At 41.1% G+C, this 25,324-nt stretch carries 23 protein-coding genes and 1 pseudogene; 23 read left to right on the forward strand and 1 reads right to left on the reverse strand.

Annotation, left to right across the window (positions count from 1 at the left end; translation table 11 throughout):
• Window positions 1-380: 380 nt before the first annotated feature.
• The 16 genes and pseudogenes from ACORHU_RS02775 (at window position 381) to ACORHU_RS02850 (ending at window position 12,330) form a co-directional block, all read left to right on the forward strand.
• Window positions 381-1,577: an MFS transporter gene (locus ACORHU_RS02775; protein WP_049534288.1), complete on the forward strand. Its 1,197-nt coding sequence runs from the start codon at window positions 381-383 to the stop codon at window positions 1,575-1,577.
• A 186-nt stretch (window positions 1,578-1,763) separates the two neighbouring features.
• Window positions 1,764-2,252, forward strand: a complete 489-nt coding sequence (locus ACORHU_RS02780) for a DUF5590 domain-containing protein (RefSeq protein ID WP_000747181.1) — start codon at window positions 1,764-1,766, stop codon at window positions 2,250-2,252.
• On the forward strand, window positions 2,249-3,427 hold the full coding sequence (locus tag ACORHU_RS02785) for a pyridoxal phosphate-dependent aminotransferase (protein WP_434364716.1): 1,179 nt from the start codon (window positions 2,249-2,251) through the stop codon (window positions 3,425-3,427). The genes ACORHU_RS02780 and ACORHU_RS02785 overlap by 4 nt, the downstream gene beginning before the upstream one ends.
• 16 nt (window positions 3,428-3,443) lie before the next feature.
• Entirely contained in the window at window positions 3,444-4,787 is a 1,344-nt protein-coding gene (gene asnS, locus ACORHU_RS02790) for an asparagine--tRNA ligase (RefSeq protein ID WP_434364717.1), read from the forward strand.
• 152 nt (window positions 4,788-4,939) lie between these two features.
• The gene (rpsF, locus tag ACORHU_RS02795; RefSeq protein ID WP_001151784.1) at window positions 4,940-5,230 is read left to right on the forward strand and encodes a 30S ribosomal protein S6; all 291 of its coding nucleotides are present in this window, start codon (window positions 4,940-4,942) and stop codon (window positions 5,228-5,230) included.
• An 11-nt stretch (window positions 5,231-5,241) separates the two neighbouring features.
• Entirely contained in the window at window positions 5,242-5,712 is a 471-nt protein-coding gene (gene ssbA / locus ACORHU_RS02800; protein WP_000609602.1) for a single-stranded DNA-binding protein SsbA, read from the forward strand.
• A 31-nt stretch (window positions 5,713-5,743) separates the two neighbouring features.
• Window positions 5,744-5,983, forward strand: a complete 240-nt coding sequence (gene rpsR / locus ACORHU_RS02805; RefSeq protein WP_000068664.1) for a 30S ribosomal protein S18 — start codon at window positions 5,744-5,746, stop codon at window positions 5,981-5,983.
• Window positions 5,984-6,253: 270 nt separating this feature from the next.
• The gene (locus ACORHU_RS02810; protein ID WP_261084104.1) at window positions 6,254-6,757 is read left to right on the forward strand and encodes a GNAT family N-acetyltransferase; all 504 of its coding nucleotides are present in this window, start codon (window positions 6,254-6,256) and stop codon (window positions 6,755-6,757) included.
• 81 nt (window positions 6,758-6,838) lie between these two features.
• On the forward strand, window positions 6,839-8,239 hold the full coding sequence (locus ACORHU_RS02815) for a bifunctional Cof-type HAD-IIB family hydrolase/peptidylprolyl isomerase (RefSeq protein WP_434364718.1): 1,401 nt from the start codon (window positions 6,839-6,841) through the stop codon (window positions 8,237-8,239).
• A 1-nt stretch (window position 8,240) separates the two neighbouring features.
• Window positions 8,241-8,603 (forward strand): S1 RNA-binding domain-containing protein, encoded by a 363-nt coding sequence (locus tag ACORHU_RS02820; protein ID WP_000689605.1) that lies wholly within the window; start codon window positions 8,241-8,243, stop codon window positions 8,601-8,603.
• A 52-nt stretch (window positions 8,604-8,655) separates the two neighbouring features.
• On the forward strand, window positions 8,656-9,405 hold the full coding sequence (locus ACORHU_RS02825; protein ID WP_050136882.1) for a tRNA1(Val) (adenine(37)-N6)-methyltransferase: 750 nt from the start codon (window positions 8,656-8,658) through the stop codon (window positions 9,403-9,405).
• Window positions 9,395-9,682, forward strand: coding sequence for a GIY-YIG nuclease family protein (locus tag ACORHU_RS02830; protein ID WP_000349612.1), 288 nt, complete (start codon window positions 9,395-9,397; stop codon window positions 9,680-9,682). Before ACORHU_RS02825 ends, ACORHU_RS02830 begins: the two co-directional genes overlap by 11 nt.
• An 82-nt stretch (window positions 9,683-9,764) precedes the next feature.
• A complete protein-coding gene (locus tag ACORHU_RS02835) occupies window positions 9,765-10,700 on the forward strand; it encodes a manganese-dependent inorganic pyrophosphatase (protein WP_434364719.1) in 936 nt (311 codons plus the stop codon).
• Between the two features lie 209 nt (window positions 10,701-10,909).
• Window positions 10,910-11,404: pseudogene (locus ACORHU_RS02840) on the forward strand (YiiX/YebB-like N1pC/P60 family cysteine hydrolase).
• Window positions 11,388-12,038, forward strand: a complete 651-nt coding sequence (locus tag ACORHU_RS02845) for a DUF1803 domain-containing protein (protein WP_434364720.1) — start codon at window positions 11,388-11,390, stop codon at window positions 12,036-12,038. Before ACORHU_RS02840 ends, ACORHU_RS02845 begins: the two are co-directional and overlap by 17 nt.
• Window positions 12,039-12,138: 100 nt before the next feature.
• Entirely contained in the window at window positions 12,139-12,330 is a 192-nt protein-coding gene (locus ACORHU_RS02850) for a CsbD family protein (RefSeq protein ID WP_000051188.1), read from the forward strand.
• Window positions 12,331-12,378: 48 nt separating this feature from the next.
• Here ACORHU_RS02850 and ACORHU_RS02855 read toward each other — a convergent pair whose 3' ends face one another.
• The gene (locus tag ACORHU_RS02855; protein ID WP_434364721.1) at window positions 12,379-13,824 is read right to left on the reverse strand and encodes a UDP-N-acetylmuramoyl-L-alanyl-D-glutamate--L-lysine ligase; all 1,446 of its coding nucleotides are present in this window, start codon (window positions 13,822-13,824) and stop codon (window positions 12,379-12,381) included.
• Between the two features lie 105 nt (window positions 13,825-13,929).
• Between ACORHU_RS02855 and ACORHU_RS02860 the strand changes: the two genes are divergently transcribed.
• The 7 genes from ACORHU_RS02860 to murC all read left to right on the forward strand — a co-directional run bounded on the left by ACORHU_RS02860 (window position 13,930) and on the right by murC (window position 25,323).
• Window positions 13,930-15,552, forward strand: coding sequence for a putative polysaccharide biosynthesis protein (locus ACORHU_RS02860; RefSeq protein WP_434364722.1), 1,623 nt, complete (start codon window positions 13,930-13,932; stop codon window positions 15,550-15,552).
• 204 nt (window positions 15,553-15,756) lie between these two features.
• Window positions 15,757-17,715, forward strand: coding sequence for a peptide ABC transporter substrate-binding protein (locus ACORHU_RS02865; protein WP_434364723.1), 1,959 nt, complete (start codon window positions 15,757-15,759; stop codon window positions 17,713-17,715).
• A gap of 141 nt (window positions 17,716-17,856) precedes the next feature.
• On the forward strand, window positions 17,857-18,951 hold the full coding sequence (locus tag ACORHU_RS02870; RefSeq protein ID WP_434364724.1) for a cystathionine gamma-synthase: 1,095 nt from the start codon (window positions 17,857-17,859) through the stop codon (window positions 18,949-18,951).
• A 7-nt stretch (window positions 18,952-18,958) separates the two neighbouring features.
• Complete coding sequence (locus ACORHU_RS02875) at window positions 18,959-20,125, forward strand: MalY/PatB family protein (RefSeq protein ID WP_434364725.1); 1,167 nt, start codon at window positions 18,959-18,961, stop codon at window positions 20,123-20,125.
• A gap of 89 nt (window positions 20,126-20,214) precedes the next feature.
• A complete protein-coding gene (locus ACORHU_RS02880; protein ID WP_434364726.1) occupies window positions 20,215-23,313 on the forward strand; it encodes a DEAD/DEAH box helicase in 3,099 nt (1,032 codons plus the stop codon).
• 47 nt (window positions 23,314-23,360) lie between these two features.
• Window positions 23,361-23,978: a cystathionine gamma-synthase gene (locus ACORHU_RS02885; RefSeq protein WP_434364727.1), complete on the forward strand. Its 618-nt coding sequence runs from the start codon at window positions 23,361-23,363 to the stop codon at window positions 23,976-23,978.
• A 10-nt stretch (window positions 23,979-23,988) separates the two neighbouring features.
• Complete coding sequence (gene murC / locus ACORHU_RS02890; RefSeq protein WP_125421790.1) at window positions 23,989-25,323, forward strand: UDP-N-acetylmuramate--L-alanine ligase; 1,335 nt, start codon at window positions 23,989-23,991, stop codon at window positions 25,321-25,323.
• Window position 25,324: the final 1 nt, after the last annotated feature.

The raw sequence follows: 25,324 nt of genomic DNA on the forward strand, positions 1-25,324 counted from the left end.
GAATTGTATCACTTTCAAAATCGGTTTTGTTTGAAGGGAGAAATAGAATTGGTTACTTATGCTCAATGAAAATCAAAGAGCAAACTAGGAAGCTAGCCGCAGGCTGTACTTGAGTACGGTAAGGCGACGTTGACGTGGTTTGAATTTGATTTTCGAAGAGTACTCCTATATTCTCTTGTAATGTGATGACATAAGTGTTAAAATAAACGAGAAAATTTGCAATAGAAACTACAGAACAGTTTTTTCGGTATCATTTCATAAACAATTAAACGAAAATAATGGCATTGAAGAATGCTTCTAAAAGGAGTGGAGATCATGTAAGGCATAGATTAACAAGTGACGGACAAAAGAAATAATAATACACTTGTTAAGGAGAAAAGATGTTAATAAGAAATTATCGGAAAAATATTGGCCTGATGGCCGGAGTTGAGTTTTTTGCATTTTTAGGGATTACCAGTTTTTGGATTCTCTTTCTCAGTCAAAACGGCATGTCTCTTTGGCAGATTGGACTTCTGGAAAGTATCTTTCATACGACCAGTCTTATCTGTGAAATTCCATCTGGAATGTTAGCTGACCGCTATTCCTATAAGACCAACCTTTATTTAAGTCGTATAGCAGGGATTGTGTCTTCTATTTTTATGTTGGCTGGGCAGGGAAATTTTTGGATTTATGCCTTAGCGATGGCGGTAAGTGCCTTGTCTTATAATTTTGATTCAGGCACAAGCGCAGCAATGGTCTATGACTCGGCTGTAGAGGCTGGACTAAAGGAGCGTTACTTATCTATTTCAAGTTTTATGTCAGGAGTAGCAGAAGGAACTCGGTCTTTGGGGACAGTGTTGGCGGGATTTTTTGTCCATGGTCAATTGCATCTGACCTACTATATCATGATTGCCGCTTCTATTATAGTTCTTTTCCTGATTTGGATGCTGAAAGAACCCAGTGTCAAGCTAGAAAAAACTGATAGTGTGACCATGAAACAGATTATTTGGACCGTTAAGGAAGAGTTGGAGCGAAATCCCATGCTCTTCAACTGGATGATTTTATCTCAGATTGTCGGAACAATCATGTGCATGTTTTATTTTTACTATCAAAATCAGTTACCAGATTTAAGTAGTTGGCAAATTTCAGCAGTTATGCTACTTGGTAGTCTCTTGAATATCCTTGCAGTCTATCTAGCGAGTAAGATTGGAAAGAAATATGCTGCATTGAAGCTTTTCCCTATCCTCGTCCTGCTGACTGGAGTTACCTATATGTTGTCCTATTTTGGAACACCTCTAATCTATATTTTGATTTATTTGATTAGCAATGCTCTATATGCTCTTTTTCAGCCGATTTTTGACAATGATTTGCAAGAGCGGCTCCCAAGTGAAGTAAGGGCAACCATGCTAAGTGTCTACTCTATGATGTTTAGCCTAAGTATGATTGTATTCTTCCCACTGACAGGGTGGTTGATTGACAATTTAGGCTTTGTAGTAGCATTTCTTTATCTAGGATTATTTTTAGTCATGATTAGCCTTTTATTAGCTATCTTTTTAGGAAAAATGGCTAAAAGAATGGATGATAAAATAATTCCATAGATTAAAAGAACTTCTAAAAACTTGAGTGCCAAGCTCAGGTTTTTTAATAGGTTGATTTTGGAGCTGTCTTTACTTTTCTTGCTCGGTTTTAACTAAGAAAAATCTGTTTGCTTTGAAGGAAGAAATAATATAGGTTTGTTCTTGCATTCACTTGTAATAAAGCCCAATAGATGGTAAAATAGACGAGTGAAAAAAAGACAAAAAAAAGCAAAAAATAATCTACTGTGGCAGTATGGTCTAGGGATGACGATTTTGTTTGTGGTTATCAGTGCTTCCTTTCTGTATCTGGTTTATCTCGGGATGAAACCCTACCAAACAGCTAAAAGTGAAGGAGAAAAATTAGCTCAGCAGTATGCAGGATTAGAGCAGGCTGATCAGGTTGATTTATACAATGGCTTGGAATCCTATTACAGCGTTCTTGGTCGTAATAAACAGCAAGAAGCACTTGCTGTCCTGATCGGAAAAGATGACCATAAGATTTATGTTTATCAGCTAAATCAGGGTGTTTCACAAGAAAAAGCAGAAGCTGTTTCTAAGGAAAAAGGAGCTGGCGAGATTGACAAGATTACCTTTGGCCGTTATCAAGACAAGCCAATCTGGGAAGTCAAGTCAGGTTCTGATTTTTATCTAGTAGATTTTGAAACAGGAGCATTGGTCAAAAAGGAGGGCCTATGAAACTATCCAAGCGTGTTTTAGAAATGGAAGAAAGTGTCACTTTAGCTAGTGATGCGAGAGCAAAAAAATTAAAAGCTCAAGGTAAGGATGTCCTTTTCTTGACCTTGGGACAACCAGATTTTCACACTCCTGAAAATATTCAGGATGCAGCAGTTAAAGCTATTCGGGAAGGACAGGCTTCCTTCTATACAGTAGCTTCAGGTCTACCAGAATTAAAAGCTGCAGTGAATACCTACTTCGAGCGCTACTATGGCTATTCTGTCGCAAGTAATGAGGTTACCTTTGCTACAGGTGCCAAGTTTTCCCTCTATACCTTCTTTATGGCTGTAATTAATCCTTTAGATGAGGTTATTATTCCCACTCCATACTGGGTTAGTTATGGAGATCAGGTCAAGATGGCAGAAGGGCTTCCAGTTTTTGTTCAAGCCAAAGAAGACAATGATTTTAAAGTTACGGTGGATCAACTAGAACTAGTTAGGACAGATAAGACAAAGGTTTTGGTTCTCAATTCACCATCTAATCCGACTGGTATGATTTATACTCGTGAAGAATTACTAGCTATCGGAAATTGGGCAGTTGAACATGACATTCTCATCCTAGCAGATGATATTTATGGTCGTTTGGTTTATAACGGGAATGAGTTCGTACCAATCTCTAGTCTATCAGAAGCCATTCGCAAGCAAACCATTGTTATCAACGGTGTATCTAAGGCTTATGCCATGACGGGTTGGCGAGTTGGTTATGCGGTAGGTGATCCTGAAATCATTGCAGCTATGAGTAAATTGACGGGACAAACAACTTCAAATTTGACATCTGTTTCTCAATATGCGGCTATAGAAGCCTTAACAGGACCACAGGATTCTGTTGATATCATGCGTCAGGCTTTTGAGGAGCGTCTCAATACCATTTATCCGCTATTATGTGAGGTTCCTGGTTTTGAAGTCGTTAAGCCACAAGGAGCCTTCTACCTCTTCCCAAATGTCAAAAAGGCCATGGAGATGAAAGGCTATATGGATGTGACAGACTTTACAACTGCTATCCTTGAAGAAGCTGAAGTGGCCTTGGTAACAGGAGCAGGATTCGGAGCGCCAGAAAATGTGCGCCTCAGCTATGCGACAGACCTAGACACGCTTAAAGAAGCAGTTAAACGCTTGAAAGTATTTATGGAAAAATAAAAGAAAAGGAAAAATAATGACAAAACGTGTAACGATTATTGATGTAAAAGACTATGTTGGTCAGGAAGTGACGATTGGCGCTTGGGTTGCCAACAAATCTGGAAAAGGGAAAATTGCCTTCTTACAATTACGTGATGGAACCGCCTTCTTCCAAGGTGTGGCTTTTAAACCAAACTTTGTCGAAAAATTTGGTGAAGAAGTGGGAGTTGAGAAGTTTGATGTTATCAAACGCTTGAGTCAAGAAACGTCTGTTTATGTGACAGGTATTGTCAAAGAAGACGAACGTTCTAAGTTTGGTTATGAGTTGGACATTACAGACATCGAAGTGATTGGTGAATCTCAAGACTACCCAATCACACCAAAAGAACACGGAACAGACTTCTTGATGGACAACCGTCACTTGTGGCTACGCTCTCGTAAGCAAGTAGCTGTTATGCAAATCCGTAACGCTATTATCTATGCAACTTATGAGTTCTTTGACAAGAACGGCTTCATGAAATTTGATAGCCCGATTCTTTCAGGAAACGCAGCAGAAGACTCAACTGAACTCTTTGAAACGGACTACTTCGGAACTCCAGCCTACTTGAGCCAATCAGGTCAGCTTTACCTAGAAGCAGGCGCTATGGCCCTTGGTCGTGTCTTTGACTTTGGTCCAGTATTCCGTGCTGAAAAATCAAAAACGCGCCGTCACTTGACTGAGTTCTGGATGATGGACGCAGAGTACTCATATTTGACACATGATGAATCACTTGACTTGCAAGAAGCTTATGTAAAAGCTCTTCTTCAAGGTGTTCTTGACCGTGCGCCTCAAGCCTTGGAAACCTTGGAACGTGATACAGAGCTCTTGAAATGCTACATTACAGAGCCATTCAAACGTATCACTTACGATCAAGCTATTGACCTCTTGCAAGAGCATGAAAATGATGAAGACGCTGACTACGAGCATCTTGAGCATGGTGATGACTTTGGTTCACCACACGAAACTTGGATTTCAAACTACTTTGGTGTGCCAACTTTTGTCATGAATTACCCAGCAGCCATCAAGGCCTTCTACATGAAACCAGTTCCTGGAAATCCAGAGCGCGTACTTTGTGCAGATTTGCTTGCTCCAGAAGGCTATGGAGAAATCATCGGTGGCTCTATGCGTGAGGAAGACTACGATGCTCTTGTAGCTAAGATGGATGAACTTGGTATGGATCGTACAGAGTACGAATTCTACCTTGACCTTCGTAAATACGGTACTGTACCACATGGTGGATTTGGTATCGGTATCGAGCGTATGGTAACCTTCGCAGCAGGAACAAAACACATCCGTGAAGCTATTCCATTCCCACGTATGTTGCACCGTATCAAACCATAAGAACAGGAAAACGCCCATGTGGCGTTTTTTCGAATTCCAGAGTTTTTACTTGCGTAAAAAATTGTTTTCTAGTATAATAGTTTATTGTGAGCGAACCTCACTTACCCCTTGCAAAGTCTGGGGGTCATTAGACCAAAAGGAGGAACATATCAATGGCTAAATACGAAATTCTTTATATTATTCGTCCAAACATTGAAGAAGAAGCTAAAAACGCTTTGGTAGCACGTTTTGACTCTATTTTGACTGACAACGGTGCAACTGTTGTTGAATCAAAAACTTGGGAAAAACGTCGTCTTGCATACGAAATCAAAGATTTCCGTGAAGGACTTTACCACATCGTTAACGTTGAAGCAAACGACGATGCAGCTCTTAAAGAGTTTGACCGTCTTTCAAAAATCAACGCTGACATTCTTCGTCACATGATCGTCAAAACTGACGCGTAAGAAGGTAAACTATGATTAACAATGTTGTACTTGTAGGGCGTATGACACGTGACGCTGAGTTGCGTTATACCCCATCAAATGTAGCAGTTGCGACTTTTACTCTTGCAGTAAACCGTACATTTAAGAGTCAAAATGGCGAACGTGAGGCTGATTTTATCAATGTCGTTATGTGGCGCCAACAGGCTGAAAACCTTGCTAACTGGGCTAAAAAAGGCTCACTTATCGGGGTGACAGGTCGTATCCAGACTCGTAGTTACGATAACCAGCAAGGACAACGTGTCTACGTGACAGAGGTCGTGGCTGAGAATTTCCAAATGTTGGAAAGCCGTAGTGTGCGTGAGGGTCATACAGGTGGAGCTTACTCTGCACCAAGTTCAAACTATTCAGCGCCTACAAATTCAGTACCAGACTTTTCACGTGATGAAAATCCATTTGGAGCAACAAATCCATTGGATATTTCAGATGATGATTTACCATTCTAATGGACAACTAAAATTATAAAGGAGAAAAAACATGGCTCAACAACGTCGTGGCGGATTCAAACGCCGTAAAAAAGTTGATTACATCGCAGCAAACAAAATTGAATATGTTGATTACAAAGATACTGAGCTTCTTAGCCGTTTCGTTTCAGAACGTGGGAAAATCCTTCCTCGTCGTGTAACAGGAACTTCAGCTAAAAACCAACGTAAAGTAACAACAGCTATCAAACGCGCTCGCGTAATGGCTTTGATGCCTTTCGTAAACGAAGATTAAAGAAAAGACCCCGACGGGTCTTTTTTTCACGAGCCTTGAAATGAGAGAGCGAGTTGGATCCGGGGGACCTCTTTTTCAGACCCGCTTGGGTCTTTTTTTCACGAGCCTTGAAATGAGAGAGCGAGTTGGGTCCAGTGGACCTCTTTTTCATGAGCTATAAAACAAGAAAGCGAATTAAGATCCCGACGGGTCTTTTTTCACGAGATAGTTTTTTTCTGACCTTGGCGTGCTATAATGGTAATAAAAAGAGTAAAGGTGGGTAAGTCAAAGATGAATTGTACGATTAGAAATATGATTAAGTCTGATATTGAATCCTTATCTCATGGATTTATGACTCAAGGTTGGCCTGGTAGAGAGGAAATTTTGGCTAGATATTTTCTGGAACAGGAAAGTGGGGAGAGAGAAGTCTTAGTTGCAGAGATTGATGGTGCTGTAGCGGGCTACGTTACCATTTTGCCCTCTGCTAAACATGGTCCTTTTGCAGAAGTCTATCCAGAGTTATCAGATTTTAATGTGTTTGAGCCTTTTCGAAATCAAGGGATTGGGAATCAACTGCTAGAAGAAGCAGAAAAACGAGTCAAGTTTGTTTCGAGTAAGATCACTCTTGGTGTAGGTTTGCACTTAGGCTATGGCCCTGCCCAGAGATTGTATATCAGACGGGGCTACATTCCAGATGGGACAGGTGTCTGGTATAGAAATCAACCCTTGGAAATGAATGCAACTAGCCAAAATAATGATGATTTGGTTTTGTATCTAGTAAAGGAATTCGGATAAGAGACAAGGATTTTATTGGGGATGTGGGATTTCTCTACTTTATGGTATAATGGAAAGAGTTAGATTGAAAGAGGTAGTGAGATGGATGCGAAATTAAGATACAAGGCAAAGAAGATCAAGATTGTCTTTTTTGATATTGATGATACATTGAGAAATTCAAAGACAGGTTTTATTCCGTCTTCAATCCCAACTGTTTTTAAGCAATTACGTGAGAAAGGAATTTTGACAGGTATTGCTTCTGGACGGGGGATTTTGGGTGTTGTACCAGAGATTCGTGAACTCAAGCCTGACTTTTTTGTGACCTTAAATGGGGCTTATATCGAAGATAAAAAAGGTCAGGTTATTTATCAACATCAGATCGAGAAGTCAGATGTTGCGGAGTATATCTCTTGGGCTAAGAAAGAAGGAATTGAGTATGGTTTGGTTGGGAGTCATGATGCCAAGTTGTCGACTCGCACCGATATGATTAGTGAAGCTATTAATCCAATTTATCCTGATTTAGATGTAGACCCAGATTTTCATGAGAAAGAAGACATCTATCAAATGTGGACTTTTGAAGACAAGGGAGATGACTTGCACTTGCCTGATAGTCTCTCAGACAAACTTCGCATGGTTCGTTGGCACCAACATTCGTCTGATATTGTTCCGATTTCAGGCTCCAAAGCGATGGGTGTGGAAAAGGTTGTGGAACACCTTGGCTTGAAACCAGACAACGTCATGGTTTTTGGAGATGGGCTGAATGACTTGGAACTCTTTGATTATGCTGGAATCAGTGTAGCAATGGGAATTTCTCATGATAACATCAAAGAAAAAGCAGATTATATTACAAAAACATTAGAAGAAGATGGCATTTTTGATGCCTTAGAAGGATTTGGTATGGTAGAAAAAGAATTGCATTTCCCACAAGTAGACATTGAAACAGTAGAAGGTCCTATCGCGACTATTAAGACCAATCACGGAGACTTGCGTATCAAGCTCTTTCCTGAACATGCTCCTAAAACAGTGGCTAACTTTGTTGCACTTTCAAAAGATGGCTACTATGATGGTGTCATTTTCCACCGTATTATCAAGGACTTTATGATTCAAGGTGGAGACCCAACTGGAACTGGTATGGGTGGCGAGTCAATCTACGGCGAATCATTTGAGGATGAATTCTCAGAAGAACTTTACAATATCCGTGGTGCCCTTTCCATGGCCAATGCTGGTCCAAATACCAACGGCAGCCAGTTCTTTATCGTGCAAAATCAACATTTGCCTTATTCTAAGAAAGAAATTGCTCGTGGTGGTTGGCCAGAACCGATTGCGGAAATCTATGCTAACCAAGGTGGGACACCTCACCTAGACCGTAGACACACGGTTTTTGGTCAGTTAGCTGATGAAGCATCTTACGCAGTCTTGGATGATATTGCTGCTGTTGAGACAGGGGCTATGGACAAGCCAGTTGAAGATGTTGTGATTGAAACAATTGAAATCGAGGACTAAGATGAAAATCGGTGATAAACTAAAGGGCCGTATTACAGGGATTCAGCCCTACGGTGCTTTTGTTGAGCTAGAGACGGGTGATACGGGGTTGATTCACATTTCAGAGATTCGGACAGGCTTCATTGAAAATATCCAAGAAGCCTTGAAAGTCGATGAAGAGGTTCAAGTTCAAGTAGTGGATTTAGATGAATTTACAGGGAAAGCTAGTCTTTCTATCCGCACTTTGGAGGAAGAAAAGCACCAATTTCCGAGACGGCGACGCTTTTCAAGCGACCGCTTTAACTATGGTTTTGCACCTCTCAAAAGAATGATGCCAATTTGGACCAAGGAAGCCCTTCAACATTTGAAGAATCAGAAGCACTAGTTAGAAATTTCTATCTTTTGTAATATTAATATAAATTTGCTATAATAGGACCATGGAAGAAGAACAATTATTAAAATCAGGAGAGCGCATTAACCAGCTCTTTTCGACAGATATCAAAATCATTCAAAATAGAGAGGTTTTTAGCTATTCGGTGGATAGTGTTCTCTTGTCACGCTTTCCACGTTTTCCTAAGAAGGGCTTGATTGTGGATTTTTGTGCTGGGAATGGAGCAGTGGGGCTTTTTGCCAGTACTCGTACCCAAGCACAGATTTTGGCTGTTGAGATTCAAGAGCGTTTGGCGGATATGGCTGAACGCTCTGTCCGTTTGAATGGATTAGAGGAGCAGATGCAGGTCATCTGCGATGATTTGAAAAATATGCCTTCTCGTATACAGGGAAGTAAGGTGGATATGATTTTGTGTAATCCGCCCTATTTCAAGGTGGATCCTCATTCTAATCTGAACGAGAGCGAACATTATCTCTTGGCGCGACACGAAATCACGACCAATTTGCAGGAAATCTGTCGCAGTGCCCAGAGTATTCTCAAATCTAATGGGCGTTTGGCTATGGTTCATCGTCCTGATCGACTTTTAGATATCTTGGACAGCTTACAACGGCATAATCTAGCCCCTAAGCGCCTGCAGTTTGTTTATCCAAAAAGAGAAAAGGAAGCTAATATGCTCTTGATTGAGGCTATCAAGGATGGTTCAACAAGCGGCTTTAAGGTCTTACCACCTCTCATTGTACACAATGATGATGGCTCTTATACGCCGGAACTCGAAGAGATTTATTATGGATCATAAGGCTTATATGTACGTGCTGGAGTGTCGTGATGGATCTTACTATACAGGCTATACGACTGATGTGAGAAGACGCCTCGCTGTCCACAATAGTGGGAAGGGAGCCAAATATACACGAGCACGCTTGCCAGTCAAACTTATCTATGCTCAAGGTTTTGCCAGTAAGGAAGAAGCCATGTCAGCTGAAGCCCTTCTCAAGCGTAAGAAGAGACCACAGAAGGAGCAATTTTTATCTGAAAATCAAGATAGAAATTTACTCAGTTATTTTGAAGAATCGTGAGGAGTCCTTTGACTCCTCTTACTTTTGTCAAAAAGCGAAAAAAATGCTACAATAAAGAGAATAAACAAAATGAGGTATTATCATGTCTAAGATTCTAGTATTTGGTCACCAAAAACCAGACTCAGATGCCATCGGGTCATCTGTAGCCTTTGCCTACCTTGCAAAAGAAGCTTACGGTTTGGATACGGAAGCTGTTGCTCTTGGAACTCCAAATGAAGAAACAGCCTTTGTCTTGAATTATTTTGGTGTAGAAGCACCGCGCGTTATCACTTCTGCTAAAGCAGAAGGAGCAGAGCAAGTTATCCTGACTGACCACAATGAATTCCAACAATCTGTATCAGATATCGCTGAAGTAGAAGTTTATGGTGTTGTGGACCACCACCGTGTTGCTAACTTTGAAACTGCAAGCCCACTCTACATGCGTTTGGAGCCAGTTGGATCAGCGTCTTCAATCGTTTACCGTATGTTCAAAGAACATGGTGTGGCTGTGCCTAAAGAGATTGCTGGTTTGATGCTTTCAGGTTTGATTTCAGATACCCTTCTTTTGAAATCACCAACAACACACCCAACAGATACAGTCATTGCTCCTGAATTGGCTGAATTAGCTGGTGTAAACTTGGAAGAATATGGTTTGGCAATGTTGAAAGCTGGTACAAACTTGGCTAGCAAATCTGCTGAAGAATTGATTGACATCGATGCTAAGACTTTTGAACTCAACGGAAATAATGTCCGTGTTGCTCAAGTAAACACAGTTGACATCGCTGAAGTTTTGGAACGTCAAGCAGAAATTGAAGCTGCAATGCAAGCTGCTAACGCAGCAAATGGTTATTCTGACTTTGTCTTGATGATTACAGATATCGTCAACTCAAACTCAGAAATCCTAGCACTTGGTGCTAACATGGACAAGGTTGAAGCAGCCTTCAACTTCAAACTTGAAAACAATCATGCTTTCCTTGCTGGTGCTGTTTCACGTAAGAAACAAGTGGTACCTCAATTGACAGAAAGCTTTAATGCTTAAGATTTTGGGTTTCAGTTCAAAATCGGAAAGTCTAGTTTGACTTATATCGAAAGGAGTTTCGGCTCCTTTTTTTCTAGGAGTGAAGCATGTTAGAAAATGGCGATTTGATACTCAATGAAAATCAAAGAGCAAACTAGGAAGCTAGCCGTAAGCTGTACTTGAGTACGGTAAGGCGACGCTGACGTGGTTTGAAGAGATTTTCGAAGAGTATGATTTTTGTGAGAGATGAGTCAGACATGGGACAGGCCATCCAGACTTCCATAGGCAACTATAACCATGTTGCCATTTGTTTGGGTGGAATGATTTACCACGCTAGTGGACAGGCTGGTGTTGTCTGTCAAGAACCTGCAGACTTCTTTGAGTCCAATCACTTGTACGACCTCTATGTTTACCCAGAAATGGATATCCAGTCTGTGAAGGAAAAAGCTTGAAAACATCTAGGAGCACCCTACAATGCTTCTTTCTATCCAGATGGAGCTGGTTTTTACTGTTCCCAGTATATAGCAGAAATTTTCCCCATTTTTGAAACTATTCCAATGAAATTTGGGGATGGGAAGCAGGAGATTAGTGATTTTTGGAGAGAGTATTATAGAGAACTGGGTTTGCCTGTCCCTCTGAATCAAGCTGGGACCAATCCTAGTCAGTTGGCAGCATCGCCTCTGTTAGAATGTAAAGAAAGGAATCTTCATGATTCAGATTTTTAATCCATCTCGTTTGACGAGACAGCCTTTTTTTGGAGAATTAATCCGCTATCTGGACCAGCATGATGATGTGATTTTGCGGGAAATTAAGGCTCAATTTCCAGATCTAGCAGTTGACAAACTCATGGAAGAGTATATAAAGGCAGGCTTGATTCTACGAGAAAATAAGCGTTATTACCTCAATCTTCCTATGCTGGAGTCACTTGATAGTCTCGAACTGGACCAAGAGATTTTTGTCAGCGAAGATAGTCCGATATATCAAGCCTTGTTGGAGCAGTGTTTTGAGACGGAATTACGAAATCAAACCAATGCTGCTATTTTAGTTGAAAAGACGGACTTTGCGAGATCAAAAATGACCCTGTCCAATTATTTCTACAAGGTCAAACATCAGTATCCTTTGACAGAAAAACAGCAGGAGCTTTATGACATTTTGGGAGATGTCAATCCTGAGTATGCTCTCAAATATATGACGACTTTTTTGTTGAAATTTCTCAAAAAAGACCAGCTTATGCAGAAACGCCGTGATATCTTTGTGGACAGTTTAGTTGCCCTAGGTTATATTGTCCAAAAGGAAGATGGAAAGTATGAGTTGGCTATCGATTTTGATAAGGAAAGATTAACTTTCTACTTGGCGTGATTTCTTGTTTCTGAGCACATTGTTTGACTTTCCTTAGTATTCGGTATAAACTATATGTAACCGGTAACACATATCGGAATAAACTAAAGGAGACAATCATATGTCACTTGAAAACAAATTGGAACAAGCAACAGGCGCTATCAAAGAAGGATTTGGTAAAGTTACTGGGGATAGCAAGACAGAACTTGAAGGAGCTGTTGAAAAGACAGTTGCTAAGGCAAAAGAAGTAGTTGAAGATGCTAAAGATGCTGCAGAAGGTGCCGTTGAAGGTTTGAAAAACGCTTTTAAATAAAGATAGAAAAAATCAAGGGTTTCGTTTCCCTTGATTTTTTTACGATCCTTATAAATAATTTTCTGCTACGGCGGCATCTCCAGGATAGGTTTCTTTCTTTCCTTGAACGATTTGGTAGCAATCGGCTCCCTTACCAGCAATAATAACTGCATCTAGTTCTTGACTTGTGATAGTCATCGCTGCCTTGATGGCTTCTTGTCGATCCGCAATTTTTTCAACAGGATGATTGATATAGCTACTAATTTCATCTGCAATGGCCATTGGATCTTCATAGTTGGGGTCATCAGCAGTCAGAAAGACTTGAATCTCAGGATGTTGATTAAGGAGGAGGCCAAAGTCCTTACGACGGCTTTCTCCTTTATTTCCTGTCGAACCCAGAACCAGAGCAATTTTTCCAGTTTGATGAGTTTCAACCACATTGATGAGTTTTTTGAGACTATCCCCATTGTGGGCGTAGTCGATGAAGACCTTGGCTCCATTTTTCTGGGTGAGGACTTCCATACGACCAGGAACGCGGGTTGCTGCGATTCCTTTTTTGATGTCCTCAAGACTAGCTCCGAGACGGAGGCAAGCAAGTCCAGCAGCAACTGCATTTTCTTGGTTGAAGTGCCCAATTAACTGGATGTCATATTCTCCAGTTAATTTACCAGTAGTTGAAAAGCTAAAGGCTTTGGAATTCTCGATGTGGTTATCAGACTGACTACCATAGAAGTCATGGTTTTGATGTTCCACTTGTTCTTTCAAGACAGAAAAGTGATCCATGTCACTGTTAATGATGACTGCACGGCTATTTTTCATCAAGAGACGTTTGTGGTAGAAGTAGTCTTCAAAGCTAGGGTGTTCAATCGGGCCGATATGGTCTGGGCTGATATTGAGGAAAACTCCCACATCAAAGGTTAGTCCATAGACACGTTTGACTAGATAGGCTTGGCTGGAAACCTCCATGATGAGGTGGGTACGGTCATTTTGCACAGCCTGATTCATCATATCAAAGAGGTCGATGCTCTCAGGGGTTGTCAATGCAGACTTAAAGAAAGTCTTGCCATCTAGAGTTGTATTCATGGTAGAGAGCATAGCTGGTCGATGCTCTTGAGATAAGATGTTATAAGCGAAATAGGCTGCTGTTGTCTTACCCTTAGTACCAGTAAAGGCAAGGAGTTTGAGTTTTTCCTGTGGATTGTCATAAAACTCCATAGCTACTAAACTCATGGCTTTCTTGATATCACTGACGATAATAGCAGGAATACCAACCTCATAGTCTTCTTCAGACACATACCAACCGAGGCCTTGAGAGATGGCTGAAAGCAGAAATTCCTTCTTAAAGGTAGCGCCCTTGACGAAAAATAGACTATTTTCTTTGGCCTTGCGGCTGTCATAGCAGATAGCGTCAAATACAACATTGCTATAGTTGTAGTGGTAGTGTCCTTGGTCTATGATCTCGCGGAAGAGACTATCTTTCTTTAAAATATCTAATACGGTTTCAATCTTAATCATACTTTCTATTGTAAACCTTAAGTCTGAATTTTACAAGTAACAAGGAAAAGTTTATAATGGAAGATAAGGAGTTTTTCTTAGTTATTAAAATTGAATGAGGAATCTATGTCGCACGAAAACAATCACCAGCAGGCCCAGATGTTACGGGGGACTGCTTGGTTAACGGCTAGTAACTTTATCAGCCGCCTACTCGGGGCTATTTATATTATCCCTTGGTATATCTGGATGGGATCTTATGCAGCTACAGCAAATGGTCTCTTTACCATGGGCTACAATATCTATGCCTGGTTCTTGCTGGTTTCAACAGCAGGTATTCCTGTTGCGGTGGCTAAGCAAGTTGCCAAATACAATACCATGAGAGAAGAGGAGCATAGCTTTGCCCTGATACGGAGCTTTTTAGGCTTTATGACGGGACTAGGTCTGGTCTTTGCTCTAGTCTTGTATCTCTTTGCTCCTTGGCTAGCAGACTTATCGGGTGTGGGCAAAGACTTGATCCCAATCATGCAGAGCTTGGCTTGGGCGGTTTTGATTTTCCCGTCTATGAGTGTTATCCGAGGTTTCTTCCAAGGAATGAATAACCTGAAACCTTATGCCATGAGCCAAATCGCTGAGCAGGTCATTCGTGTTATCTGGATGCTCCTAGCTACCTTTATCATTATGAAGCTCGGTTCAGGAGACTACCTAGCAGCGGTTACCCAATCCACATTTGCTGCTTTTGTCGGAATGGTAGCCAGTTTTGCAGTCTTGATCTATTTCCTTGCCAAAGAAGGTTTACTAAAAAGAGTTCTTGAAACAGGGGATAAGATTAATAGTAAGCGTCTCTTGGTCGATACCATTAAGGAAGCCATTCCTTTTATCCTGACAGGGTCTGCCATCCAGCTTTTCCAAATCTTGGACCAGATGACCTTTATTAATAGTATGAGTTGGTTTACCAACTACAGCAACGAGGACTTGGTTGTCATGTTTTCTTATTTCTCAGCCAATCCTAATAAAATTACTATGATTTTGATTTCTGTTGGGGTTTCGATTGGGAGTGTCGGTTTGCCGCTTTTGACTGAAAACTATGTCAAGGGGGACTTGAAGGCGGCTTCTCGTCTAGTTCAGGATAGCATCACCATGCTTTTCGTATTCCTGATACCAGCAACGGTTGGAGTGGTCATGGTCGGAGAACCTCTTTATACAGTCTTCTATGGCAAGCCAGATAGTTTGGCCATGGGCTTGTTTGTCTTTGCAGTTTTGCAGTCTACTATTTTAGGCTTGTACATGGTCTTGTCTCCCATGCTTCAGGCCATGTTCCACAATCGCAAGGCAGTTCTCTATTTTATCTATGGTTCCATTGCCAAGCTAGTCTTGCAACTTCCAACAATCGCTCTCTTCCACAGTTACGGACCTTTGATTTCCACTACAATCGGTCTCATTATTCCTAATGTCTTGATGTATCGGGACATTTGTCAAGTAACTGGTGTTAAGCGTAAGGTGATTTTGAAGAGAACCATTTTAATCAGTTTGTTAACTCTTTTCATGTTTCTAGTAGTTGGGACATTGCAGTGGATTTTAGGATTTGTCTTCCAACCAAGTGGACGTTTGTGGAGTTTCCTATACGTAGCCCTTGTTGGTGCCATGGGTGGCGGTGTTTATGGATTCTTGAGTCTCCGTACCCATTTGTTGGATAAGGTGATTGGAAAAGCCCAAGCAGATCGCTTACGAATCAAATTAAAGTTAACTTAAAAAACATTTATAAATAAAAGGGATAATTTGAACGTTTCTACCATGAAATGCTTGAATTATTCTCTTTTTTATTAATTTGTAGAATAATAACTAAAGTTTGTAGATAGTAATTTAATTTTTCTTAATTTTTACTTAAAAAACTATTGACTAAATAAAACTCAAGTTGTATAATAAGACAAATATTTAAATCAGGAGGTTCTGGAGATGAAAAAGTCTAAAGCCAAGTATGCAGCACTTGCAGGTGTAGTGTTAAGTGCAGGTATTTTATTAAGTGCATGTGGAAATTCTAGCACAGGGTCAAAAACATATAACTATGTTTACGTAAGTGATCCATCAAGTTTGAACTATCTAGCAGAAAACCGTGCAACAACCAATGATATCGTGGTTAATTTAGTAGATGGTCTAATGGAAAATGACCAGTATGGGAACTATATCCCATCCTTGGCAGAGGATTGGAGTGTTTCTCAAGATGGTTTGACCTATACCTACAAACTGCGTAAAGATGCTAAATGGTACACTGCAGATGGGGAAGAATACGCACCTGTAACCGCCCAAGATTTTGTCACTGGTTTGAAATATGCGGCTGATAAAAAATCAGAAGCCTTGTACTTAGTGCAAGAATCCGTTGCTGGTTTAGATGACTATATCACTGGTAAAACAACAGACTTTTCAACTGTCGGAGTTAAGGCTCTCGATGACCAGACAGTTCAATATACCTTGACACGACCAGAATCTTACTGGAACTCAAAAACAACCTCAACTATTCTCTTCCCAGTCAATGCAGATTTCTTGAAATCAAAAGGGGATGATTTTGGTAAGGTAGACCCATCTAGCATTTTGTACAATGGACCTTTCTTGATGAAATCCTTTGTTTCAAAATCTGTCATCGAATTCAAGAAAAATCCTAACTACTGGGATGCTAAAAATGTCTTTGTAGATGATGTGAAATTGGCCTATTATGATGGTAGTGACCAAGATGCACTGGCTCGTAACTATGTAGAGGGAGCCTATAGTTACGCTCGTCTCTATCCAAATAGTTCAAGTTTTGAAGGGATTAAAGAGAAGAATAAGGATAATATCATCTATAGCTTGCAAGATGCTACATCTTATTTCTTAAACTTTAACCTGGATAGAAAATCTTATAAATTTACTTCCAAGACAAGTGATGCTGAAAAGAAATCGACTCAGGAAGCGGTTCTTAATAAAAACTTCCGTCAAGCCATTAACTTTGCCTATGATCGTACAGCTTACGGGGCTCAATCTCAGGGAGAGGATGGTGCAACTAAGATTTTACGTAACCTAGTCGTTCCTCCAAACTTCGTAAGTATCAATGGAAAAGACTTTGGTGAAGTAGTGGCTTCTAAGATGGTGAATTATGGCAAGGAATGGCAAGGAATCAACTTTGCAGATGCCCAGGATCCATACTACAATCCAGAAAAAGCCAAGGCTAAATTTGCAGAAGCTAAGAAAGAACTCCAAACAAAAGGAGTCCAATTCCCTATCCACTTGGATATGACAGTTGACCAAGCTGCTAAAAAGGGTGTTCAAGAGGCAAATTCTATGAAGCAATCTATTGAAGCAGCCTTAGGTGCAGAGAACGTTGTAATTGATATTCAACAACTCACTACTGAAGATTATGACAATACAAGCTATTTGGCTCAGACCGCAGCTCAGAAGGATTATGATCTTTACAACGGTGGTTGGGGTCCTGATTATCAAGATCCTTCAACCTACCTTGATGTCTTAAACATTAATTCTGGTGGTTTGTTGCAAAATCTAGGTTTAGAGCCAGGTGAAGCCAATGACAAGACCAAGGCTGTTGGACTGGATCTCTACACTCAAATGTTGGAAGAAGCAAATAAGGAACAAGATCTTGTAAAACGCTATGAAAAGTATGCTGAGATCCAAGCGTGGTTGGTAGATAGCGCTTTAGCAATTCCAAATGTTTCTAAGGGTGGAACACCAGTATTGAGAAAAACTGTTCCTTTCTCAGAACCATATTCATTAGCTGGTAATAAAGGTATTGAATCATATAAATACCTCAAAGTACAAGATAAGACAGTCACAAAAGACGAATATGAAAAAGCCAAAGAAAAATGGCTGAAAGAAAAAGAAGAATCCAATAAAAAAGCTCAAGAAGAATTGGCAAAACATGTCAAATAAGGATTTTTCAAGAAAAAACGATGGTTTCAAAGAAGCTGTCGTTTTTTATATAGTTTGAAACTATAACTAGCTCTTGAAAAGAAGAAAATGAGTTGATGAAAATAAGTGGTACAATAGTTACTATAGATTTGGAGGTATTGTATGAGCAAGGAATTACACATTAACACAATTTTGGCCCAGGCGGGTATTAAGTCAGATGAAGCGACAGGAGCTTTGGTGACACCGATTCATTTTTCAACGACTTATCAGCATCCAGAGTTTGGTCAATCTACTGGGTTTGACTATACGCGCACTAAAAACCCAACTCGCAGTAAGGCGGAAGAAGTCTTGGCGGCTATTGAGTCAGCGGACTATGCTCTAGCGACTAGCTCAGGTATGTCAGCTATTGTACTGGCCTTTAGCGTCTTTCCGGTAGGAAGTAAGGTCTTGGCGGTCCGTGACCTTTATGGAGGTTCTTTCCGCTGGTTCAATCAAGTGGAGCAGGAAGGCCGTTTCCATTTTACCTATGCCAATACAGAAGAAGAGTTGATTGCTGAGCTGGAAAATGATGTAGATGTTCTCTATATCGAAACCCCAACCAACCCCTTGATGTTGGAATTTGACATAGAAAAACTAGCAAAATTGGCTCATGCTAAGGGTGCCAAAGTGGTGGTGGACAATACCTTTTACAGCCCTATCTACCAACGCCCGATTGAAGATGGAGCGGATATCGTTCTTCATTCAGCAACCAAGTATCTAGCAGGCCACAATGATGTCTTGGCTGGAGTGGTTGTGACAAATAGTTTAGAACTATACGAGAAACTCTTTTACAATCTCAATACGACAGGGGCAGTCTTGTCTCCATTTGACAGTTATCAATTGATTCGTGGTCTCAAGACCTTGTCTCTTCGTATGGAGCGCTCAACAGCTAATGCCCAAGAAGTGGTTGCCTTTTTGAAAGATTCTCCAGCAGTTAAGGAAGTTCTCTACACTGGTCGTGGAGGCATGATTTCCTTTAAAGTAGCGGATGAAACACGCATTCCGCATATCTTGAACAGCCTCAAGGTCTTCTCTTTTGCAGAAAGTTTGGGTGGGGTGGAAAGTCTCATTACTTATCCAACGACGCAAACTCATGCTGATATTCCAGCAGAAGTGCGCCATTCTTATGGTTTGACAGATGACCTCTTGCGCTTGTCGATTGGGATTGAGGATGCTAGAGATTTGATTGCAGATTTGCGCCAAGCCTTGGAAGGATAAGAAAAAGATGGGAAAATATGATTTTACAAGCCTGCCCAATCGTTTAGGCCACCATACCTATAAATGGAAAGAGGCAGAAACGGATAGTGAAGTCTTGCCAGCTTGGATAGCGGATATGGACTTTGTAGTCTTGCCTGAAATCCGCCAAGCCGTGCAAACTTACGCTGATCAACTGGTTTATGGTTATACTTATGCCAGTGAAGAGTTAATCAAGGAAGTTCAAAAGTGGGAAGCTACACAACACGGTTACCACTTTGATAAAGAGGCCCTTGTCTTTATCGAGGGTGTGGTACCAGCCATCTCAACAGCTATTCAAGCCTTTACAAAAGAAGGTGAAGCGGTTCTGATTAACACACCTGTCTATCCACCCTTTGCTCGCAGTGTCAAGTTGAACAATCGTAGATTGATTACCAATTCTTTGGTGGAAAAGGATGGTCTGTTTGAGATTGACTTTGACCGACTTGAAAAGGATTTGGTGGAAGAGGAGGTCAAACTCTATATTCTTTGCAATCCTCACAATCCTGGTGGACGTGTTTGGGAAAAAGAAGTGTTGGAGAAGATTGGCCAACTCTGCCAAAAACACGGTGTTTTGCTAGTTTCAGATGAAATTCACCAAGATTTGGCCCTCTTTGGTCATAAGCACCATTCCTTCAATACCATCAATCCTGCCTTCAAAGAATTTGCAATTGTCTTGAGCAGTGCCACTAAAACCTTTAATATTGCTGGGACAAAAAATTCCTATGCCGTCATTGAAAATCCGAAATTGAGAGTGGCTTACCAGAAACGCCAGTTGGCCAATAACCAGCATGAAATTTCAGGTTTGGGCTATTTGGCGACAGAAGCTGCTTATCGCTATGGGAAGGATTGGCTAGAGGAACTCAAGCAAGTCTTTGAAGACCATATTAATTATGTGGTAGATTTATTTGGAAAAGAGACAAAAATCAAAGTCATGAAACCGCAAGGAACCTACTTGATTTGGCTTGATTTTTCAGCCTATGACCTGACTGATGAAAGATTGCAAGAGCTGTTGAGAAATGAAGCCAAGGTTATCCTCAATCGTGGTTTGGATTTTGGGGAGGAAGGAAGTCTCCATGCTCGCCTCAATGTAGCCATGCCTAAATCTCTGCTGCAAGAAGTTTGTCAGCGGATTGTGACAACTTTTGCTAAACTTTAAAAATCCAGCCTTTTAGGAGAAAAGTCTTCCTAGGAGGCTATTTTCGTAGGGAATATGGTATAATGAAAAGATAAGGTACAGGTAAAAATATGGCTAAATTGATTCCCGGGAAAATCCGTATCGAAGGCGTTGCCCTTTATGAAACTGGTAAAGTTGACATCATCAAGGAAAAGAATAATCGGCTCTACGCTCGCGTTGCAGAAGAAGAACTGCGCTATAGTTTAGAGGATGATTTGGTTTTTTGTGCTTGCGATTTTTTCCAAAAGAGGGGCTACTGTGTGCATTTGGCAGCGTTGGAGCATTTTCTTAAAAATGATGAGCGTGGTCAGGAAATCTTGCAGAGTCTGGAAGAAGGTCATGAGGAAAAAGAAGCCGTTGAAACCAAGGTGACCTTGGGTGGCAAATTTTTAGATCGAATCTTGTCTCCAAGCCCAGACCGAGCATATGAATTATCGGCTGTGGGGCAGGTGGAAGCAGGAACCAATCATATCTTGTGGACCTTGAGAATCGGGCAAATCAATAGTCAAAAATACTATGTCATTCGGGATATCCCACTCTTTTTAAAAGTTGTCGAGCAGAGAAAGTCGTATATGATTGGCAAGGTCTATGAGGAGTCCTTGTCTTGGGAATCCTTTGATGAGGCCAGCCAAGAGCTTCTGACTTTCTTGCGTGGACTGATGGAGGAAGGACAGGCTCCAGACCTCTTTTTCCAAAATCAAGGACGGCACCTCTTTTTTCCTCTGACCTTTTTTGAGCAGGGTGTGAATTTACTGATGGCCTTGCCCCATTTTCAATTTGACCATCAAGTGGATAGCTATCAGGTTTTCTTTTTTCAGGATATGCATGCTGATGCTAATTTATTTGCCTTTACAGTAACAGAATACTCGGATTATTTTGAAATGGAAATCAGCGAGAGCCCCAGGGTCAATGTCTTTTATCAAGGAGCTGTGCTGTTTCATAAAGGACAGGTTTATTTTCTAACCGATCAGCAGACGCGTCTTCTCAAAGAAATCAAAGCACTGCCTTTGGATCAGTATGGAAAGAAATACCTACAATTTGATAGTAGTGATCGAGATAAGTTGGCTTCTTGTTTAACTCTTTTTAGCCAAATGGGGACCGTTTCAGCTCCAGAACGTCTACAAATCAAATCCTTTGCGCCCTCTTTTTACTTTGATAGGGAAGAGGATAATCGAATTCGTCTAGAAATCCAGTTTGATTATGGAAATAGACAGGTATCTAGCCGACAAGAGCTGGAAGAATTACCATTTTCGAGTGATGATGACTTAGAAGAAAGAGTTTTCCAAGCCTGTTTGGTAGCGGGATTTGAAGCAGACTTTCAATCTTGGCGTCAGGCCCTAAAAGCGGAGTCTATCTATCATTTCTTCCATGAAATCATTCCAGTCTTTGAAAAACTCGGGAATGTTGACCTATCAGACAAGTTAGAAGAACTCTATAACCTAGCGAGCCCCCAAGTGCAGATTGCGTCCAAGGGAGGCCTCTTGGAAATCCAGTTTGATTTTCAAGATATTGCCCAAGAGGAAATTGACCAAGCCATGCAGGCTTTGGTTGCCAACAAGGATTTTTACATTGATTCGTCCAATCAAGTCTACTTTTTCGATGAAGAAACCAAGAAAATTCGCCAAAATCTACAGGAACTAGGACAATTTGAATTAAAAGATGGGGCCTTGCAGGCTCGAAAATCCTTGGCCTACAGTTTAGCTCATCTCTTTGAAGGGCGTGACCGTGTTTCTTTTTCACAAGAATTCCAGAATCTGGCCCACGATTTGACACATCCAGAGGATTTTCCTCGACAGGCAACTCAGGTTCAGGCTGACTTGCGAGATTATCAGGAAAAGGGAATCGGCTGGCTGCAAATGCTCCATCATTATGGTTTTGGTGGAATTTTGGCTGATGATATGGGACTTGGTAAAACCCTGCAGACCATTGCTTTTTTGACCAGTCAAGTGACAAAAGAAAGTCGGGTTTTGATTTTAGCACCGTCAGGTTTAATCTACAACTGGGCAGATGAATTTCAGAAATTTGCTCCACAGTTGGATGTGGCTGTTGTTCATGGCTTGAAATCTGGTCGAGAAGAGATTCTTGTCGAGAGCCATCAAATTTATGTGACGAGTTATGCTACTTTCCGTCAGGACAGTGAGCTTTATCAGGGGATGGCCTTTGACTTCCTTTTCTTAGATGAGGCTCAGGTCATGAAAAATGCCCAGACTAAGATAGCTCAGACCTTGAGACAGTTTGTGGTGCCGTCAGTCTTTGCCTTGTCAGGGACTCCTATTGAAAACCATCTAGGTGAGCTGTGGTCTATTTTCCAAATCGTCATGCCAGGACTTTTGCCAAGCAAGAAAGAATTTATGAAATTGCCAGCTGAGCGCGTGGCTCAGTTTATCAAGCCTTTCGTGATGCGACGCAAGAAAGAAGAAGTGCTGACTGAATTGCCAGACTTGATTGAAGTGGTTTATAAAAATGAACTGGAAGACCAGCAAAAGGCTATCTACCTAGCCCAGTTGCAACAGATGAGAGATAGATTGGCTCAGGTGTCAGATCAGGAATTTCAGCGTAGTCGAGTGGAAATCTTGTCTGGTCTGATGCGCTTGCGTCAAATCTGTGACACCCCTGCCCTCTTTATGGAAGATTATCAGGGAGCCAGCGGCAAACTAGATAGTCTCCGAGACCTGCTGCTACAGGTGGCAGACGGCGGACACCGTGTCTTGATTTTCTCTCAGTTCAAGGGAATGTTGGAAAAAATTGAACAAGAACTGCCAGACTTGGGCTTGACTTCCTTTAAAATTACAGGTTCGACCCCAGCCAAGGAAAGACAAGACATGACCAAGGCCTTTAACCAAGGGGAACGAGATGCCTTTCTGATTTCCCTCAAGGCAGGTGGGGTCGGTCTGAACCTGACAGGTGCTGATACGGTTATTTTGGTTGACCTTTGGTGGAATCCTGCGGTGGAAGCGCAAGCCATTGGCCGTGCCCATCGGATGGGACAAGAGGAAATGGTTGAGGTCTATCGCTTGGTAACTAAAGGAACTATCGAAGAAAAAATTCAGGAACTCCAAGAACAAAAGAAACATTTGGTGTCACAAGTATTGGACGGAACAGAGTCACGTGGCAGCCTGACCCTAGCAGAAATTAGAGAAATTTTGGGAATTTCTGAAGTCAGCACTTGAAAAATCAAGACAATACGCTATAATGAAGTGTTGAAAGGAAATAGAAAATGAAACAAGAACGATTTCCATTGGTGTCAGATGACGAGGTCATGTTGACTGAAATGCCAGTCATGAATCTCTATGATGAGTCTGATCTGATCAGTAATATCAAGGGTGAGTATCGAGATAAAAATTATTTAGAATGGGCTCCTATTGCTGAAGAAACACCAGTCAAACCGATTGAAAAGCAAGTAGAGAAAACTAAAAAGGCTCCTTTAGGGGTAAAAAAAGAAGGAAAGAGCTATGCGGAGGTGGCGCGTGAAGAAGCACGTGCAGATTTGAAAAAGAAACGCTCGGCAAGCTATCTTACTAAGGACATCACTCCTACAAGACGCCATTCTCAGCCAAGTCTAGTTAGAAAGGGCAATCAACCTACCGCGCCTTTCCAAAAGGAAAATCCTGGTGAATTTGTCAAATATAGTCAAAAATTGACTCAGTCTCATTATATCTTGGCGGAAGAAGTTCATTCTATACCTACTAAGAATGAAGAAGTGTCAGCACCCGCTCCAAAGAAAAATAACTATGATTTTCTAAAGAAGAGCCAAATCTACAATAAAAAAAGTAAACAAACAGAACAAGAACGTCGGGTTGCCCAAGAGTTGAATCTGACCAGAATTACAGAATAGGGGAGGAAACATGTCAAAGACATATCATTTTATCGGAATTAAGGGATCAGGGATGAGTGCCTTGGCCTTGATGTTGCACCAAATGGGGCACAAGGTACAGGGATCAGATGTTGAAAAGTACTACTTCACTCAACGTGGTCTTGAGCAGGCAGGAATTACCATTCTTCCTTTTGATGAAAAGAATCTAGACGGTGATATGGAAATTATCGCTGGAAATGCATTCCGTCCAGATAACAACGTCGAAATTGCCTATGCAGACCAAAATGGTATCAGCTACAAACGTTACCATGAGTTCCTAGGTAGCTTTATGCGTGACTTTGTTAGCATGGGGGTAGCAGGAGCGCATGGAAAAACTTCAACGACGGGTATGTTGTCTCACGTCTTGTCTCACATCACAGACACTAGCTTCTTGATTGGGGATGGAACAGGTCGTGGTTCGGCCAATGCCAAATATTTTGTCTTTGAATCTGACGAATATGAGCGTCACTTTATGCCTTACCATCCAGAATACTCTATTATCACCAACATTGACTTTGACCATCCAGACTACTTCACAAGTCTAGAGGATGTTTTCAATGCCTTTAATGACTATGCTAAACAAATTACCAAGGGTCTTTTTGTCTATGGTGAAGATGCAGAATTGCGTAAAATTACAGCCAATGCTCCGATTTATTATTATGGTTTTGAAGCGGAAGGTAATGACTTTGTAGCTAGCGATCTTCTTCGTTCAACAACTGGTTCAACCTTCACAGTTCACTTCCGTGGACAAGAATTGGGTCAATTCCACATCCCAACCTTTGGTCGTCACAATATCATGAATGCGACAGCCGTTATCGGATTGCTTTACACAGCAGGATTTGATTTGAACTTGGTGCGTGAGCACTTGAAAACATTTGCCGGTGTTAAGCGTCGTTTCACTGAGAAAATTGTCAATGATACAGTGATTATCGATGACTTTGCCCACCATCCAACAGAAATCATTGCGACCTTGGATGCAGCTCGTCAGAAATACCCAAGCAAGGAAATTGTAGCAGTCTTCCAACCTCATACTTTTACCAGAACCATTGCTTTGTTGGACGAATTTGCCCACGCTTTGAACCAAGCGGATGCCGTTTATCTAGCACAAATTTATGGATCTGCGCGTGAAGTAGATCATGGTGATGTTAAGGTAGAAGACCTAGCCAATAAAATCAATAAGAAACACCAAGTTATCACTGTTGAAAATGTTTCTCCACTCCTAGACCATGATAATGCTGTCTATGTCTTTATGGGAGCAGGAGATATCCAAACCTATGAATACTCATTTGAGCGACTCTTGTCTAACTTGACAAGCAATGTTCAATAGG

It is taken from the genome of Streptococcus sp. KHUD_015 (assembly GCF_051106265.1).
In the GTDB taxonomy this organism is placed as follows: Bacteria; Bacillota; Bacilli; order Lactobacillales; family Streptococcaceae; genus Streptococcus.